We start from the raw sequence: 17,409 nt of genomic DNA, 5'->3' as shown, positions 1-17,409 counted from the left end.
GCAGCAAGTAGAAGAATTAAAAAGAAAATGATACATGTACACTCTGTTTGCATTTGCTATATAATATAAATAAAAGGTTGTATTTTTTTATAAAAGGGGGAGAAGAGATGGCAGAAATAAATGTACAAAAATCTTCGTTTTTTAAAGAAAAAAAGGAAGAATCGAATACAGATTTCTCTCTTGTGAAAGGTGCACTAACAGAAAATATAAATCGTTTAGAAAAACTTATGAATAGAAACAGTTCGAAATATATACGAGTGAAAAAAACAAAAGAAAATGCATAGTGCATTTTCTTTTGTTTTTTATTTAGCATTTAACTTTTCTTTTACTTTTGCAGGTAACTCAGCTTCCTGAACCTCTTCATATGACTTCACTTCAATTGATGATATTTCATTTTTGCTCTTATCATCTTGATCTACATAAAGACATAAAAATGCCTTTTCATTTAATTTATGTTCGTTTGATGCTTTCTTACTTCTAAATGTAATTTGTTTTTTTACTCCGTCTTCGTCATAGGCGGGCAACGTGTAGTTTCGTAAGTTTTTACCTTCTACTTTTTCGATAGTCCCTTCGCCTTTTATCTGCACATAATACACATCTTTACCAATTCGATTTAGTGATGCTCGCTCACACCCAATAGTAATACTAGAAAATAATAAACATAGTGTAATAATTGATAAAAACTTTTTCATTTTGTTTATCTCCTTAAATTTGTTTCTTTACACAGTATACGGCTATTATGAAATGAGGAAAATCGATATAGCTTACAACACCCTTACAATATTGTAAGAGTGTTGTACATAAAATGAATAATATATTAAAAAGTTAAAAGAAAGGTAAAATAATGAATCATGGTATAATGATTAAAGACTTACATATTATTTTGTCATTTTGAGAGGAGCTTGAAAAATGTATTCTACTTTAGAACAATTAACAAAGCACCCTGTATTTTATCATTTTGCAGAAATTTCAAAGATTCCTAGAGGATCAGGTAATGAAAAGGAAATTAGTGATTATTTAGTGAGCTTTGCAAAAGAGCGTAATTTAGAAGTGATTCAAGATGAAGCATTGAATGTCATTATAAAAAAAGAAGCAACTGCTGGCTATGAAAATGTACCAGCTATTATCATTCAAGGTCATATGGATATGGTATGTGAAAAAAATCAAGCAACCGTACATGATTTTGAAAAAGATCCAATTGAATTACGAATTATTGGGGACATGTTATATGCAAATCAAACGACTTTAGGAGCGGATAATGGTATCGCAGTTGCGTATGCAATGGCTTTATTAGATGCATCAGACATTTCGCATCCAGCACTTGAAGTAGTTATTACTACTGAAGAAGAAACAACAATGGGCGGGGCTTTCGCTGTTGATGCAAATCACTTTGAAGGAAAGATTTTTATAAATATTGATTCTGAAGAAGATCATAAATTACTTGTAAGTAGTGCAGGTGGTGCGAAAGCTGTAGAAACAATTCCAGTAATATGGGATGAAGCGCCAGTGAATATGGATGCATTCCGTCTATATGTTGGTGGTCTAAAAGGCGGACATTCTGGTATGGAAATTGATAAACAACGCGGTAATGCGAACAAAGTATTAGGACGAGTATTACGTGATTTATCAGCAAATATCCAATTTGATGTAAGTGAGGTTCACGGCGGATTAAAAACAAATGCAATTCCGCGTGAAAGTGTGGCTACAATTGTATTGCGTACGGAAGATATAGAGAAAGTAGAAGAAAAACTAGAATCATGGACAAGAGTATTACAAGAAGAAATGCGTGCTGTTGATCCAGATGTTCATGTAACTCTTACAAAATTGGATGAGAAAGTAGAAAAAGTATTTGCTAAAGAGACACAAAAGCAACTTATTTCATCATTATTCTTAATTCCGAATGGCATTCAAAGTATGAGCATGGATATTAAAGGTCTAGTAGAAAGTTCAACAAATTTAGGCGTTATTGAAACGTTGCAAAATGAAATTAAATTACGTAACGAAGTGAGAAGTTCTGTCAGTAGTTTAAAACAACATGTTGCAGATGAAATTAAATGTATTGCCGAATTAGTTGGTGCAACATTTGAAATAGAGTCAGAGTATCCAGAATGGCCATACAATCCGAATTCACAGATTCGTAATTTGTTTGAAAAAGTGCATCAAGAAAAATACAATAAAGATGTTGAAATCTTTGCTGTGCATGCAGGGATCGAATGTAGTGTATTCGTTCAAAAGATGCCTGAATTAGATGCAATTTCATTCGGTCCAGATATATTCAACGTTCACACTCCAGATGAGCATATTAGTATTTCTTCTGTTGTGAATAACTGGGGATTCTTCGTTGATGTAATGAAGGGAACGAAAGAATTAGTTAAGTAATAATGATGAAATGAAAAGTAGCCTATAAAACTTTATAGGCTACTTTTTTTGTATAGAATTTTATTAGAAATTCATTTTTCATCAGTATGTAATATTAAGTTTTACAGTTAATAATGATTAATTGCTGTTTTTTTAGTACTTATGAAGGGGAAAATATACTTTATTGTATATATACTTCTGTTTATTTTATATTTTATATTTTATATTTTATATTTTATTTGTGTTATAGCAAAATCGTCATATGTTACATTTTAATGTATTAATATATATCCGAATTAATGCATAGGGAGATGGTACATTATATTTTGGTTAGGATGTATTTTAGGATACATTGTAGGACTGGTTATTACAAGTGCATTACTTTATTTTGGTTTTAGATCCGAGGAAGAACAAAAAGAAGATATAGAAAGAAAAATGATAGATGTATTTGTAAAAAAGGAAATGGAGCCACTGACGGAGATAAAGAATAATGGGAAGAAAGTTCAATGGAATTTGAATTTTGTTAAGAAATAATTACTTTGTTTATCATATAGATTCATTTTTGAATATTGGATTTACTTAGAAACGAAAAAAGTCTCTCCAATAAGATTTGAAGAGACTTTCTCTCATATACCATAACAACTTAGCTTGTATAGAAACAGGGTTTAAGTTCTTTCTAAGGTATTTATGGAGTACCGATAGTTCCTGCGAGCAATGAAGCAATTCTATCTAAAGCTTCCTGTACTGTTGTAGGAGGAGGAGCAGCCCAATTTATTGGATTGATAGGTGCATAAGCTAAATCGAAAGCGTCATCAACTCTAATTAAAGAAGTATTTGTTCCTATAAGAGTTATTCGGGAACGAATAGGTAATGAATCAACTGTCGCTCTGACTCTTGTAATAATGTTATTAACGCCATTGACATTTAAATTACCTGAATTAGGACTGGGATTAAAAATGTTTTCTGTAATAGCAAAACTGGTTAAATTTAAAGGGTCAATTGGAATATGACCAGATTGCACATTAATGATGACATTACCATTTATTCCGCCACCTACTAAATTGACTTGGGTATCTGTTGTTGCTTGTGAATTAATAGTAATATTCCCACTAGAAACGAATGAAGCAAACATCACCATGTTAATGCCATTTTGAGTATAACCAGCGGATAACATTGAGTCACGGATATTAACTTGATTCACAGAAGTAGATAAAGCTGTGAATATAGGAGTAGGGGTTATATTAACGCTAACAAAGAATAATTTACCTGAAATACTTTGCGCTGTTTGAAAGTTAAAATCAAGTGGCCCACTTATTAATGACAGATTGACAAACCCAGATCTAGGATCTTGTGAAAAATTCAAATCAAACCAAGTCGGATCATTTATATCAAAAGGAATTTGTAATCTAGTTAATAAAGTACTAGTCCCAATCAATTGAATGTTAGCTTTTAAATGAATTAATGGTTCAATATAGGTACCGGGTCCAATTTTGATAGCATAACGTTTAGTTATATTTAAAGGATCCGGAAATGGCGCTATTGCATCCGTTATTGATGCCATTGCTGCAGTAACTGTTAAAAACGGTGCACATTCAGAACCATCAGCGGTAACGTCATTACCAGCTTTGTTTACATAGACTATTTGAGTGAATATTGGTAGTGGCTCTATACATCCAGGTCCAGTGGGCCCAGTAGATCCAGTGGGCCCAGTAGATCCAGTGGGTCCGGTAGGTCCAGTTGGTCCAGTGTCCCCAGTAGATCCAGTGGGCCCGGTAGGTCCAGTGTCCCCAGTAGATCCAGTGGGCCCGGTAGGTCCAGTAGGTCCAGTAGGTCCAGTGCTCCCGGTAGGTCCATCAGGTGGCCCAGTAGGCCCAGTAGGTCCAGTAGGTCCGGTGTTGCCAGTAGGCCCAGTAGGAAGTGTGAATGGTGGAATAGGTGGTAAAGTAGGTCCGACTAAATTAGGATTTACTGAAGAAAAAGATAAAAACTCGTCCATACTAATTTCACCTCTGAAAAATTAGTATTACTAATAATAAATGCAGAAGTAGAGAAAAGCGAAATGGACAAGTGAAGAATTAGACAATGGAATTTTCATAAAAGCGTTATTTGAAAGAAAAGGAGAATGAAGATGGATCAAAAAATAAAAGGGCATTTTATATTAGGAATTGGATATCACGGTCTAATCATAAAGATGAACTTACTTTATAACAATTAGAATACGACCCAAAAATCCAGAAAGAGTTGGGAGCTTTCTTCGAGCAAGAGTGAAAAGAATGGTCAGCAAATTATATTGATGGTGGATGGAGTTTTGAAGAGGAAGATATTTGAATAGAAAGTGACAGCTGAAATGTTTGGGGCGTATTAGCTGTCACTAAAATAGATATTAATTTTTATTATTAGTTTTTTTTAGTTAGTATTTTTTCTCTTATTTCTAGAGGGAATTGTACCAAAGATTGCTCCGGATATTGCTCCAATTAAAGTCATAAAAATTGCACTCCATGCTGCAAATGACATTATTACACCTCCAAATAATAAATTATTGTTTCTTAGCCCTTTGAATAGAAATGATAATTGCAACACCTATTAAGAAAATAAGAGGAGACCAAGAAAAGAAAGACATTTAATATTCTCCTTTCAATATTAATTTTAAACTTTTGTATAAATAAATTATCAAATGTTTAAAGAGTGAACATATAGAATATGCAATATTGCATATCGGATTGTAGAACATAAAGAAGTGAAAACGGTTAGTGAATAAAAATGCTAATTTATAAAGAAAGTAAGGATTTCTTCTAGCCCTAAAAAGGGGAAACAATCAAAAAATCCCCCCCTTATATAAGGGGGCTTTTAAAATGGTCTTTGTCTAATAACAATAGTATTTAACATTTAATTAATGGCGAATTTACGTTAATTATTTTGAGATTTTAAAGCTGCCCCCATAATAATAATTTTCTCCAAGTTTCATAACAGCTACATATGTTCCTGGATTATAAACCTTAGTAATAGGTGTTACAAATCTACCATAATTATGTGTTATACCTGAGTCGTAAATGGTTTTATATCTATGCAAGTTTATTTCATCATTTTCATTTCCACTCAATTGATATATTTTTACAATACCAGTATCCTTACCACCAGTATATATATTAACATCGAATGTATCTCCATGCTTTAAGTCACCAACTGCTAACTCTTCTAAAAAATCTGCATTATGATGTAATAAAAAATAGTTTTGCCACCGCCAATTATCTAAAAGTTGTGATTCTTTTTGTGTAAGTTGCGATTCAGCAGACACGGGTGGGAGTGTACCAATTGTATTCGAAAATAAAAATCCTCCAACAGTCAATACGCCAATAATTGTTGATTGCCTTAAAAGTTTCATGTTCTAAACCTCCTATTTACTTAAGGATTCAGAAATCGTATTTGTGAAAAACTAGCTGTGAAATCTAATGGATGATAATATCTTCTATAATCATATTAACATTTATTGACTTATCAGACAAATTAATAAATAATAAAATTATATCGAGGGAGTGAAGGCTAATATAAGAAAGAAGTTAGAGATATAGCTAATAAATCTTTATTATATGTAATTGCGATTTATTATTTGAAAACATGATTATTTTAAAACTGAAATTTCAATGCACGCGTTAAGTTTGAACACATAATTTTACAATTTGACTTATATAATTTATCACGTTATGATTTTTTTATTATAAAAGAAGGGCTTGAATATAATGATTCGTCGTTTGAGAAAGCTAAAAAATGTAGCAGTCGTATTAAGCTTCTAAGTGAATTACAAAGATCTACAATACTTAGAAGCGAGGAATAAAGTTATGAAGCATCCATTATATAATCATTGGTCAGAAACGAAGTATTTAAAAGATATAGTAACAAATCCACTCATTGAGGTAGGAGAGTACTCCTATTATTCAGGGTATTATGGTCATCAAAATTTTGAAGATGGCTGTGTAAGGTATTTGTGGGGGGATGCTAAGTCCCGAGTACTTTTCAATCCAATTGAACAGATGGGATGGCATCTTGATAAACTCATAATTGGGAATTATGTTTGTATTGCCAGTGGAGTAGTCATATTAATGGGTGGTAATCATAATCATCACTCAGAATGGATTACAGTATATCCATTCGCTGAGAAAATTGAACAATCATATGAACCGAAGGGTGATACAGTCATTAAAAGTGATGCTTGGATTGGAATGAATGCTATTATAATGCCTGGCGTTACAATCGGTGAAGGTGCAATTGTTGCAGCAGGATCTGTTGTAAGTAAAGATGTTCCGCCGTATACAATAGTTGGTGGAAATCCTGCTAAGGAAATAAAGAAGCGGTTCACTGATACAGAATTGAATATGCTAATGGAGATGCGTTGGTTTGATTGGGATAGAGAATTGATTGAGAAGGCAATTCCTCTTTTATCTAGTCCTGCCATTGAACCATTATTTACTTTTTATAAAAATGAAGTGAAAAATAAATAAATCAGCTAGAAAAACTACATTCTATATGGGATGTAGTTTTTTTACTACAAAAAACTAATAGTTTAGATGAAGAAGAATTCATATTTGGTATGAGTCTAGCAAATAGTTGGATTTAATAATTGAAATTCTTAATATCCAATAAACTAACGCTAGTAGTAAAATCTGTATAAAATAGTTGGCAATTTTAATATCTGATTAATATAGCACTTACAATATATTTTTTGTGAAATTGAAATGAAGTAGCAAGTTATGTTAAATTAAACATTATTCCAAAGTCACGAAGATAAAAGTCATTAAAATATTGTGTTATGGTTTCTTATATCAACGCACTAAGTATTAAAATTTTTTGAAAAAAACAACAAATACATGCTTTGTTTTATATTAATTGCATTTAAGGATGTATGTAATATATCAACTCTATTAAATAAATTAAATATAAAAAGCCAAACGAACTTTAAAAATCACACTGCCATTAGAGGAGAGAAAGATATGAATACAATCATGATTGTAGAAGATGATATAAAAATCGCTGAATTACTGGGAACGCATATTGAAAAATATGGATACCAAAGTGTTATGATAGAGGATTTTGAAAATGTTTTAGATACATTTCAAAAGATTAAACCAGATTTAGTGCTATTAGATGTAAATTTACCTAATTTTGACGGTTATTATTGGTGTCGCCAAATACGAGCTATTTCTACTTGTCCAATTGTATTTCTATCTGCAAGGAGTGGAGAGATGGATCAAGTTATGGCTTTAGAAAATGGTGGTGATGACTATATTACAAAACCTTTTTATTATGAAGTTGTAATGTCTAAAATCCGTAGTCAACTCAGAAGAGCATACGGTGAATATGCTCCTAAAGTAAAAGAACGAATAGTTGAGCAATCAGGACTATTCCTGTTCCCAGAAAGAATGGAACTTCAACTAGAAGATAAGACAATTATACTTACTAAAAAAGAAACAACTTTATTGGAAATATTGATAACAAAGTCTCCACTTCTTGTAAAACGTGAAGTGATTTTGGAACAACTATGGGATAGTTCATATATAGACGAGAATACATTGAGTGTAAATATAGGGAGAATTAGAAGGAAGTTGCAAGATTTAGGTATTGAAAACGCACTGGAGACAGTTCGTGGTGCTGGATATCGTTTGCATGCTACTTGGGAGAAGGAAGGAAAGGAATAATGAAATTATTTTTACAAGAACATATTCCACTCATTTGTTATACATTTGCTCAATTGCTTATCATTCTTTTTATATATTGGTTTGATGGTTATCCACATATTTTGACAGCATTATATTCTGTATTTTTGGGTGTTTTTTTATTAATGGGTTATCTAATATATCGTTATTATAGTCATCGTTCATTCTATAAGCGTCTATCAACACCAATAGAAACTTTAAATGAGTCAATAAAAGATAGTGATTTGACTCCATTATCAATGGCCTTAGATAAATTACTACAAACTCAATATCAATATTATCAAAACCAATTAAAAAAATGGGAACGAAAACAACAAGAACAAATGATTTTTATGAATCAATGGGTTCATCAAATGAAAACACCTCTTTCTGTTATTGAGTTAATTACACAAGATGCAGATGACTCTCAATTTGACAGTATTAATGAAGAAACGGAAAGAATCAAAAAAGGATTAGAAATGGTCTTATATGTTGCTCGTTTAGAAACATTTGAACAGGATTTTCATGTAGAAAGATTGCAATTATTGGGAATGGTTGATTCTGTTATTCATGAAAATAAACGTCTGTTTATACGTAGTTATGTGTATCCAGAATTAAAAGTAGATCCGAGTCTTATTGTAGAAACAGATAAGAAATGGTTTCGATTTATACTCAATCAAGTACTGTCAAATGCAATTAAATATTCATCAAGTAAGAAAGGGAAAGTAATGGTATCGGCGTATGCAAAAGGACGAGCAATTATTTTGGAAGTAAGAGATTATGGAGTGGGTATTCCTACTGCTGATTTACCACGTGTTTTTAATCTATTTTATACTGGAGAAAATGGTAGGAAATTCAAAGAGTCTACGGGAATGGGCTTATATCTTGTTAAAGAAGTATGTGAAAAATTAAATCATAAGATTGAGTTAGAATCTGAGGTAGGTAAGGGAACAAAAGTTAAAATCGTATTCCCATATGCATCTCGTTAACCGATGAAAGGTAAACTTTTCATCGGTTTTTTCTTTTGAATCTTACAAACTTGTTAGATAAATGTTAGGGAAATCGATATGAGACATACTATATATAGGCTACACTTCATGTATAGAAAAGAGAAATGGAAGGTGAAATACTTGTGGAGATACTACATGTTTCAGATTTAGGGAAAGTTTATCCTGGGAAAATTTCTTATACAGCATTATCCCATATTGATTTGAAAATAAATAAAGGTGAATTTGTAGGAATTATGGGACCATCTGGGAGTGGTAAAACAACGCTATTAAATATGGTTTCTACTATAGATGCTCCAACATCTGGAGAAGTATTAATTCATGGAGAAAATCCATATCTGTTATCTCCAGATCAGTTGTCTTTATTTCGAAGACGTGAATTAGGGTTTGTTTTTCAATCATTTAATCTCCTTAATACACTGACAGTGAAAGAAAATATTGTTCTTCCACTTACGCTTGATGGTGTAAGCCCTAGAGAAATGGAAGGTAAAGTGGAAGGTATTGCTGAAAAACTAGGGATAACTGAAATATTGGATAAACGTACGTATGAAATTTCTGGTGGGCAGGCACAAAGAACAGCAATTGCACGAGCTACTATTCATAATCCGAAATTATTACTTGCGGATGAGCCTACAGGAAATCTGGATTCAAAATCTGCTAGTGATGTGATGGAATTATTGACAAGGCTTAATAAAGAAAATAGCACAACGATGATGTTAGTGACACATGATGCAATGGCTGCAAGTTATTGTGATCGAATTGTGTTTATCAAAGATGGACAGTTATACAATGAGGTTTATTGTGGAGATAATCGCAAAGTATTCTATCAAAAAATTCTAGAGGTTTTAGCATTATTAGGAGGAAATGCAAATGACTTTTCGACAGTTCGCATTTAATAACATCATTCGTAGTAAACGAACATATTTGGCCCATTTTTTAAGTAGTACGTTTGCTATTATGATTTTCTTTACTTATGCATTACTTGCATTTCATCCTAACTTACAAGGTGATCTTGCTACCAGTGTAACAATTAATACATTTGCAAAATCAGGATTACAGATATCGCAGGGGTTAATATTTTTCTTCTCATTCTTCTTTATCCTATATTCTGTAAGTGCATTTTTAAAAACAAGAAAAAAAGATTTTGGAATTCTAATGCTACATGGGATGTCACGTTCACAGTTGAATAAATTAGTATTTATTGAAAATATAATAATTGGAATCGCTTCTATTTTAACAGGAATTACAATTGGAATGGCGTTCTCTAAGTTTATCTTAATTATGAGCAACAATCTGCTAATGATTGATAAAGGACTCCCATTTTACATGCCATTTAAAGCAATTGGGATAACATTTGGAGCATTCTTATTACTGTTTTTATTTATTTCACTTTTCACTTCTCGACTAGTAAATGTAGAGCAATTAGTAGAATTGATAAAAGCAGAAGAAAAGCCAAAGCCTGAACCAAAAGCATCCTTTTGGCTATCTTTATTTGCGCTTATTTGTATTGGATTAGGATATACAGCTGTTTTCCATAGTGTTAACGCAATTCATTACAAGGATATGAAATATGTATTATTCATGATGGCGACAGGGGTGAGCTTTGTTGTCCTCGGAACGTACTTCTTATTTACACAGCTCAGTGTGTATGTGTTACGTGTATTAAAGAAAAGGGAAAATATTTTCTTTAAGAAAACAAACATACTCACCATTTCAGATTTAGTGTATCAATTAAAAGATAATGCAAAAATGTTTTTTATGGTAACGATTATTTCTGCTGTTGCCTTCACTGCAGTGGGGACTTGTATGGGGTTAGGTAACTCATCCATGGCTGAATCGGATAGCCCTTTTGCATTTTCTTATCGGTCTTATAATAATAACAATTTAGAAAAAGAACATATAAAAAGGATTGAAAGTGAACTCAATGATGGCGGGTTTAATTTCAAACGGGTGACTTATTCAATCAAACAAATTTCGGATACCATTTATAACAGTAATTTTTTATTAAGTGTTATAAAAATAAGTGATTATAATAAGTTAGCTGAGGCATTTGGTTTTGAAAAAGAAAGCTTAAAAGATGAAAATGATAGTTTTGTCATACCATCAAGAAAAGTTACTAATACAAAATCTAATCAAAATAACTTTCAATTGTTGCATGGAAATATAAAAAAAGCTATGCATGTAAATAAAATACTAACGTCAAAAGAACTACAAGATACAAACATAACGACAATTATTATTCCGGATACTGTATATAATCAAATGATTGTGGATCCAGAGAGTCACTACGGTCAATTCACTATCAATGGTTTTGTTGTGAAAGATTGGGAGAAAACAAAAAAAGTTGCTGAGAAAATCTTGGCTTCCTTACAGAAAGAGAATAAAGATATAAATGATCCTAGGGTATACAACGAATCATATCAATTTTCGGCTTTAATTTTTACATGGATAACTATGAAGCAAGGTTTTGGACTTATATCTATCATGAGTGTATTAATAGGGATTGTTTTCTTTACGTTTGCTGCAAGCTTTTTATACTTCCGATTATACACAGACTTAGAACGAAATCAGCAGCAATATAAAATGATAGCAAAAGTTGGTTTAAGTAAACCAGAATTAAAGAAAATTGTATCACGACAACTGGCATTGTTATTCTTTTTACCAATTATAGTTGCTATTACACATAGTGCGGTTGCTTTTATGGCCTTACAAAAGTTAGCTAATTTTTCAGTCTTGGGTAGTTCAGTTATGGTATTGATTTGTTTCTTAGTTATGCAAATCATATATTATTACTTTGTTCGTTCCCAATATTTGAAAAAGATGTATAAAACGATTTTTTAATTCAAAATAATAAATAGTAGGAGAATTTAGAGTGAAAAAGAGACTAGGATTATTAATAGTAGCAGGTATTTCTATCACCATGTTAGGAGCATGTTCATTATTTGGTACAAAAAACTCTCCAGCAAATGGAATTTCAATAGAAGTAGGAAAGATAAACGAACAAGCAAGAAACTCTATAATAGACTTGTACAAAGATATAACAACCTCACAAGACCTGTATCAAATAAAAGAAGGGACTATAGATAATAACAATCTCAACATAAAGCTCCCGACTAATCTCGGGGATTCTAGGGGTAGTACTACTAGTAATTTACTATTTATTAGTAGTACAACTGCTGAAAAAATGAATAAAAAAGGGCTTATACGTGAGAGAGATAATAATAGTGGACTCATATCTTCAATTCCTCTTGATTCTTTACCCAAAATAAAAAAAGATGAAACTATCTTATTTGCCAATAAAGAATATAAAGACTTAAAAGAAATAAAATTTGATGAGAAAAGAATAAATGTTCAATACAAAGGAGATGTATGGCTATCTCCATATCGTAGCGGATCCAATGAGATTCTACTAATTGTAGATGATACCTTATTTAAAGGAATAAATGGGAAAGAAAAAACAAGACAATTTCTATCTTTTAATAAATCTTTTGGAAATCTTAATTTAGTCAATCAAGGGAAAGCACCAGAATTAAGAAAGGAAATAGATAAAGTGAATACGGCTTTAGGCACTGAGGACAAGAGAGCCATCAATTTTGTAAATATTACAGAAAAGTAAAAAATTACGTCTATATGGATAGAACCAGCACCTTGGAGATGAAATGAAATTCGTTTTACTTAATTTAAAATTTTGCAATAGAATTATTCTAGCAAATAACTTTTTATGATTTACTACTTTATACGGAATTACATCGTTAAGATGTATCTCACAAATAATTTTACCAACAGATCATGGATGTGATGTTTAGTATTTCTGTTGGTATAACAAATAATATTATTTAATATTGTTCATCGGAATATAAAACGAAATTTTAAAGAGTATCTAAATATATCAAAATAGAACGAATTCAAAATTTTATACTCAATCAAAAAAATTTATAATACACGATATTCGAAACGCTCAATGGATACGGATTTAATTGGGGGACAAGCGAGATACGTGTAAAAATATGTTATAGATTTAGTTTTATTATGAATCAGATTTTATACTTTTATAGAGCACCATATATGCTCACTTATTGAAAATGTCCTTTGTTAACTCCGTATTTTCCTCTATTCCTACAGCATGTTTTTTACACATTCTAAGTTGCAATTTTAAAAGCAGAATGTATGTCTCAATCTATATATCAGGTGATTGGCATGGCATAACTGCTTTAGAGTTGATTCTAATAGGAATCAATATCTAATTTTGTTTTTTATTATTTGTACTAGAATCAATTATGAAATAATCCCCCCATTAGGGTTTAGTTTTTATAAATTATCTTAAGAAAATTTAAGAAATATAATCAGTGGTTCTTAATATGTTTTATTTATAATTCAAATGATTGCACAAAATCGTTTCTTCATTCTAAAACCTTAAATTTCTAAGTGTACAAGGGTGTTATTAGCTTATGGGACTAAAATAATTTGAATAATATTTTATATTCGAACATGGAAGAGACTCAGGAAATTGATTTTAATGTAAAAGTTCACTTTATTACATAAGGTAAATGCAAAGTAATTAAATAGCAGTTTATTTTAAAGAAATGTAAAACGGATAATGAAAAAACAAACGTAGGAGGATATATATGATAAAACCAGTTGTAGATGTAAAAAACATTCAAAAAGTGTACGGTAAATAAGGTGAGAATCAATCACATGTGTTAAAAGTTGTATCATTCTCAATTCAAGAGGGCGAGTTTGTAAGAATTATGGGGCCATCTGGTTCTGGTAAAACAACAATATTAAATGTAATTTCGACACTTGATAAAGCAGCGTTATTAAAATTGGGGGAACGAATATTACGAAAATGAAGCAAGATGAGCTTTCAGATTTCCGTACGTAAAAGTTAGGATTCATTTTCTAAGACTTTAATTTATTAGAGAATTTATCTATTTACGAAAACATTGTACTTCCACTTTCCCTTAAAGGTGTTCCATCACGAAATATTGGGCCGAAAGTAGAAAAGGTAGCTGATATGTTAGGAATTTTAGCAATACTTCAAAATTATCCATCTGAAGTATCTGGTGGACAAAAACAGCGTTCAGCAGTAGTGCACTTGTGCATGAGCCGGCCATTATAAAGTTTATAAAGGCTGCAGCAATAATTCTTTTTTTGTGAGATGGCGAAAAGGGATTTTTTATGTGCAATTCATTCTGTTTTCTTAACAAAACACCTAGTGCTTTCTTATCTTAAAGGGGAACATATTTATTACTTAGATTGTCTATTATGTGTATTACTAAAAATAGATATTCAAATTAAATACAATAAATCCCGTTTGATACCTATTTTTATGTATTACAAAAGTATGAAAGGACTTATTATTTTGAAAAATAAAAGGATGTGTATTCGTGGTGGACAAGTTTAATACTTTTACAGATGAAGCATTGCAAGTGGAAACGAAAAAGACATAACTCAAACAGTAGCTTATCAATCATACAAACGTAGGAGGATATATATGACGAAATCAGTTGTAGACGTGAAAAACGTTCAAAAAGTGTACGGTAAAAAAGCTGAGAATCAATCACACGCATTAAAAGGTGTTTCATTCTCGATTCAAGATGGTGAGTTTGTTGGGATTATGGGGCCATCTGGTTCTGGCAAAACAACATTATTAAATGTAATTTCGACTCTTGATAAAGCGACAGGTGGCGTTATTGAAATTGCAGGAACGGATATTACGAAAATGAAGCAAGGTGAGCTTTCTGATTTCCGTTCGCAAAAGTTAGGATTCATTTTCCAAGACTTTAATTTATTAGAGAATTTATCTATTTACGAAAACATTGCACTTCCATTATCTCTTCAAGGTGTCCCATCACGAAAAATTGGGCCGAAAGTAGAAAAGGTAGCTGATATGTTAGGGATTGTAGCAATACTTCAAAAGTACCCATCTGAAGTATCTGGTGGACAGAAACAGCGTTCAGCAGCAGCACGTGCGTTAGTGCATGAGCCTGCAATTATTTTAGGGGACGAGCCAACAGGAGCTCTTGATTCTAAAAATGCAACTAGTTTACTTAATGCAATGACAAATTTAAATAAAGAACAAGGTGTATCTATTATGATGGTTACACATGATCCATACAGTGCAAGTTACTGTCAGCGTATTTTATTCATTCAAGATGGTGAGTTATATAAAGAAATTCACCGTAATGGTACACGTGAAGAGTTTTACAAAGAAATTTTAGACGTGCTTGCAGACTTAGGCACACAAAAAGCATAAGAAAGGAGGTTTGGGCATGTTATTTAAACTTTCCATGTCAGGGCTAAAAAGTAAGTTACAAGATTATATTGTATTACTTATTGGTCTAATTGTATCTATTTCAACTTTCTATATGTTTCAAACGCTATCACTAAATAAAACGTTCCTTGAATCTAATGCAAACGTTGGTCCTATTGTATTAATATTCCAAATAGGTTCCTTTTTATTAGCGATTGTAACATTTTTTTACATTATGTATGCAAACTCTTTCTTATTATCTCTTCGCCAAAAAGAGTTTGGTATGTATATGATGTTAGGAGCAAAAAAGTATAAAGTTACATTACTGATGTTCCTTGAAACAATTGTATTAGGTGCGGCATCACTTGTAATTGGGATCACAATTGGTGTAGGACTTGCAGAAGGTATCGGACAGTTATTAATGAAACAATTGGAGTTAACTGGAGAAGGTTACAAAGCTTTGTACATTCCATCTATGGTTGCTACTTGCATCTTCTTCTTTGCATTATTTGTACTATCAGCAAGTATGAATAGTATTAAATTATCACGTATTTCTGTATTACAACTTGTACATGCAGATGCACAAACAGAGCGTGTCGCGGTAAAAGGAAAAATGACAGTTGTAGTTGCATTCCTTGGTCTGATTTTGTTAGGTATTGGTTATGCATCACTGCTCTATATACCACAGGCAAAAAATCTAGGAACCGTTCCTACATTAATGGCTCTTGGATTAATCGCAGCAACTGTTAGTACTTACATGTTGTTTGGATCACTTCTCCCAGTCATGATAAAAAAAATAAAAAGTAATAAAAAGCGTAGTGAAAAAGGGCTTAATGCTTTTACCTTTGCTCAATTAAACTTCCGCATTAATGGCCTAACAAATGTGCTTGCGACGGTAGCAATCTTAGTAGCCCTTGGAGCAGGTGGAATTGCGTGTGGTATGGCATTTAAAAATGACGTTTTAAAGCAGACTGATAAAGGAACAATTTACGATTCGGTAGTTCATAATCCAACAGCAGAAGAAAAGAACATTTTGAGTAGTATTTTATTTCAAGAGAAACTTGAATATCGTTACAAAGTAGATGATAAGTATGTTTATTATATAAAAGAAGAGCTAGAGAACAATCGTCCTTTAGTAAAAGATAGAAAAAATGAGAAGATAATGAAAGTTTCAGAAGAGATTCCCATGGATGCATTTGCATTGTCAAGACAATGGGGTAAAGAGGATGCGGAATCAAAACAATGGAGAGAAGCTTTCGAAACAATTCAGCCAAATTATATACATCCTGATCATAAAATAAAAATTGTAGATCAAAACATATACGATAGTATGAAAGATACAGAAAATACGGTGTTTATTGGGAAAACAGATGTTTTTGGAGCATACGTAAAAGAATGGAAAAAAATTGATGAATTGCAGGTAGTTAAATATAAAAATGTGAAAGTGGAAGAACTGGATAGTAAGTATCAAACATATAAGGCGAATCAAAGTTTTTCCAGCGGACTAATGTTTATGGGGTTCTTCGTTGGAATTGCGTTTTTAGCAATGATGGCAAGTTGCTTAATGTTTAAAATTCTATCTGGCGCATCTAAAGATAGTATACGTTATCAAATGCTTCGTAAAATTGGTGTTCGCCGGGAATTATTAACACAATCGATTTATAAGGAGTTATCCTTCGTATTCTTAGTCCCAGCAATTATCGGTATTGTTCACATATTAGTTGGTATGAATATGTTTGGCCCTCTTTTAATCGATCCGTATTTTCGAATTTGGTTACCAATTGTTATTTTCATAGTGATTTACTCGATTTACTACTGGATTACAGTTCAATTGTATAAAAGAATTGTACTTCCGAAAGAAGGTTAATGTAATAATGTTATGTATACTAAATATCATCATAATTGGCCCCCGTTATGATGAAGGGAAAGGAAGAGGAAAAATAGCATCGTTCCTACATTGAGTACTACTTTAACCTTATTTGTAGGAACTCTTGCACTATCCCCTTACAATAAAATTGAATAATCATCCAATATTAATTGTTAACTATAACCGGAATTTTGACAGGATGGAACAATTATCAAAATAATATCTTGTATAAATTGT

The 17,409-nt window shown here is 31.8% G+C and carries 14 protein-coding genes; 11 read left to right on the top strand and 3 right to left on the bottom strand.

Annotated elements, in window-relative coordinates; all coding sequences use genetic code 11:
- The first annotated feature begins 107 nt into the window (after positions 1 to 107).
- Positions 108 to 284, top strand: a complete 177-nt coding sequence (spoIISB, locus tag CQ058_RS31655; RefSeq protein WP_002189619.1) for a stage II sporulation protein SB — start codon at positions 108 to 110, stop codon at positions 282 to 284.
- An 18-nt stretch (positions 285 to 302) separates the two neighbouring features.
- Here the strand turns inward: spoIISB and CQ058_RS00980 are convergent, their stop codons facing one another.
- Positions 303 to 692, bottom strand: a complete 390-nt coding sequence (locus CQ058_RS00980) for a YxeA family protein (RefSeq protein ID WP_002189620.1) — start codon at positions 690 to 692, stop codon at positions 303 to 305.
- A gap of 217 nt (positions 693 to 909) precedes the next feature.
- Here CQ058_RS00980 and pepD point away from each other — a divergent pair, with 217 nt between their 5' ends.
- Complete coding sequence (pepD, locus tag CQ058_RS00975; protein WP_002189621.1) at positions 910 to 2,379, top strand: beta-Ala-His dipeptidase; 1,470 nt, start codon at positions 910 to 912, stop codon at positions 2,377 to 2,379.
- A gap of 664 nt (positions 2,380 to 3,043) precedes the next feature.
- Here the strand turns inward: pepD and CQ058_RS00970 are convergent.
- Complete coding sequence (locus CQ058_RS00970) at positions 3,044 to 4,354, bottom strand: exosporium leader peptide-containing protein (protein WP_105589385.1); 1,311 nt, start codon at positions 4,352 to 4,354, stop codon at positions 3,044 to 3,046.
- A 915-nt stretch (positions 4,355 to 5,269) separates the two neighbouring features.
- Positions 5,270 to 5,740, bottom strand: a complete 471-nt coding sequence (locus tag CQ058_RS00960) for a DUF5065 family protein (RefSeq protein WP_105589383.1) — start codon at positions 5,738 to 5,740, stop codon at positions 5,270 to 5,272.
- Positions 5,741 to 6,194: 454 nt separating this feature from the next.
- Between CQ058_RS00960 and CQ058_RS00955 the strand changes: the two genes are divergently transcribed.
- From CQ058_RS00955 to CQ058_RS00910, 9 genes are all read left to right on the top strand, one after another.
- The gene (locus CQ058_RS00955; protein ID WP_002189625.1) at positions 6,195 to 6,854 is read left to right on the top strand and encodes a CatB-related O-acetyltransferase; all 660 of its coding nucleotides are present in this window, start codon (positions 6,195 to 6,197) and stop codon (positions 6,852 to 6,854) included.
- Positions 6,855 to 7,343: 489 nt separating this feature from the next.
- On the top strand, positions 7,344 to 8,048 hold the full coding sequence (locus tag CQ058_RS00950; protein ID WP_002085517.1) for a response regulator transcription factor: 705 nt from the start codon (positions 7,344 to 7,346) through the stop codon (positions 8,046 to 8,048).
- Positions 8,048 to 9,034: a sensor histidine kinase gene (locus CQ058_RS00945; protein ID WP_002189626.1), complete on the top strand. Its 987-nt coding sequence runs from the start codon at positions 8,048 to 8,050 to the stop codon at positions 9,032 to 9,034. The genes CQ058_RS00950 and CQ058_RS00945 overlap by 1 nt, the downstream gene beginning before the upstream one ends.
- Positions 9,035 to 9,177: 143 nt before the next feature.
- Positions 9,178 to 9,948 carry an ABC transporter ATP-binding protein gene (locus tag CQ058_RS00940; protein ID WP_002189627.1) on the top strand — a complete coding sequence of 257 codons (771 nt, stop codon included), beginning with the start codon at positions 9,178 to 9,180 and terminating at the stop codon, positions 9,946 to 9,948.
- Positions 9,923 to 11,893: an FtsX-like permease family protein gene (locus tag CQ058_RS00935; RefSeq protein ID WP_002189628.1), complete on the top strand. Its 1,971-nt coding sequence runs from the start codon at positions 9,923 to 9,925 to the stop codon at positions 11,891 to 11,893. The genes CQ058_RS00940 and CQ058_RS00935 overlap by 26 nt, the downstream gene beginning before the upstream one ends.
- A gap of 31 nt (positions 11,894 to 11,924) precedes the next feature.
- Positions 11,925 to 12,668, top strand: coding sequence for a lipoprotein BA_5634 family protein (locus CQ058_RS00930; RefSeq protein WP_002189629.1), 744 nt, complete (start codon positions 11,925 to 11,927; stop codon positions 12,666 to 12,668).
- A 1,081-nt stretch (positions 12,669 to 13,749) separates the two neighbouring features.
- Entirely contained in the window at positions 13,750 to 13,902 is a 153-nt protein-coding gene (locus tag CQ058_RS32660; protein ID WP_002189630.1) for an ATP-binding cassette domain-containing protein, read from the top strand.
- 644 nt (positions 13,903 to 14,546) lie between these two features.
- On the top strand, positions 14,547 to 15,308 hold the full coding sequence (locus tag CQ058_RS00915; RefSeq protein WP_002189631.1) for an ABC transporter ATP-binding protein: 762 nt from the start codon (positions 14,547 to 14,549) through the stop codon (positions 15,306 to 15,308).
- Between the two features lie 16 nt (positions 15,309 to 15,324).
- On the top strand, positions 15,325 to 17,172 hold the full coding sequence (locus tag CQ058_RS00910) for an FtsX-like permease family protein (protein WP_002189632.1): 1,848 nt from the start codon (positions 15,325 to 15,327) through the stop codon (positions 17,170 to 17,172).
- The last annotated feature ends 237 nt before the right edge of the window (positions 17,173 to 17,409 follow it).

This window comes from Bacillus sp. MYb56, from assembly GCF_002976445.1.
Lineage (GTDB): Bacteria > Bacillota > Bacilli > Bacillales > Bacillaceae_G > Bacillus_A > Bacillus_A mycoides.
Note: the sequence above shows the minus strand (reverse complement) of the source record. Positions and strands in the feature narration are given on the sequence as shown.

Excerpts from the sequence above, each read along its gene's own strand:
- CQ058_RS00910 (WP_002189632.1), top strand. The coding sequence starts at position 15,325 with ATGTTATTTAAACTTTCCATGTCAGGGCTAAAAAGTAAGTTACAAGAT.
- CQ058_RS00915 (WP_002189631.1), top strand. The coding sequence starts at position 14,547 with ATGACGAAATCAGTTGTAGACGTGAAAAACGTTCAAAAAGTGTACGGT.
- CQ058_RS00955 (WP_002189625.1), top strand. The coding sequence starts at position 6,195 with ATGAAGCATCCATTATATAATCATTGGTCAGAAACGAAGTATTTAAAA.
- CQ058_RS00945 (WP_002189626.1), top strand. The coding sequence starts at position 8,048 with ATGAAATTATTTTTACAAGAACATATTCCACTCATTTGTTATACATTT.
- CQ058_RS00935 (WP_002189628.1), top strand. The coding sequence starts at position 9,923 with ATGACTTTTCGACAGTTCGCATTTAATAACATCATTCGTAGTAAACGA.
- CQ058_RS00970 (WP_105589385.1), bottom strand. The coding sequence starts at position 4,354 with ATGGACGAGTTTTTATCTTTTTCTTCAGTAAATCCTAATTTAGTCGGA.
- CQ058_RS00950 (WP_002085517.1), top strand. The coding sequence starts at position 7,344 with ATGAATACAATCATGATTGTAGAAGATGATATAAAAATCGCTGAATTA.
- spoIISB (WP_002189619.1), top strand. The coding sequence starts at position 108 with ATGGCAGAAATAAATGTACAAAAATCTTCGTTTTTTAAAGAAAAAAAG.
- pepD (WP_002189621.1), top strand. The coding sequence starts at position 910 with ATGTATTCTACTTTAGAACAATTAACAAAGCACCCTGTATTTTATCAT.
- CQ058_RS00960 (WP_105589383.1), bottom strand. The coding sequence starts at position 5,740 with ATGAAACTTTTAAGGCAATCAACAATTATTGGCGTATTGACTGTTGGA.
- CQ058_RS00980 (WP_002189620.1), bottom strand. The coding sequence starts at position 692 with ATGAAAAAGTTTTTATCAATTATTACACTATGTTTATTATTTTCTAGT.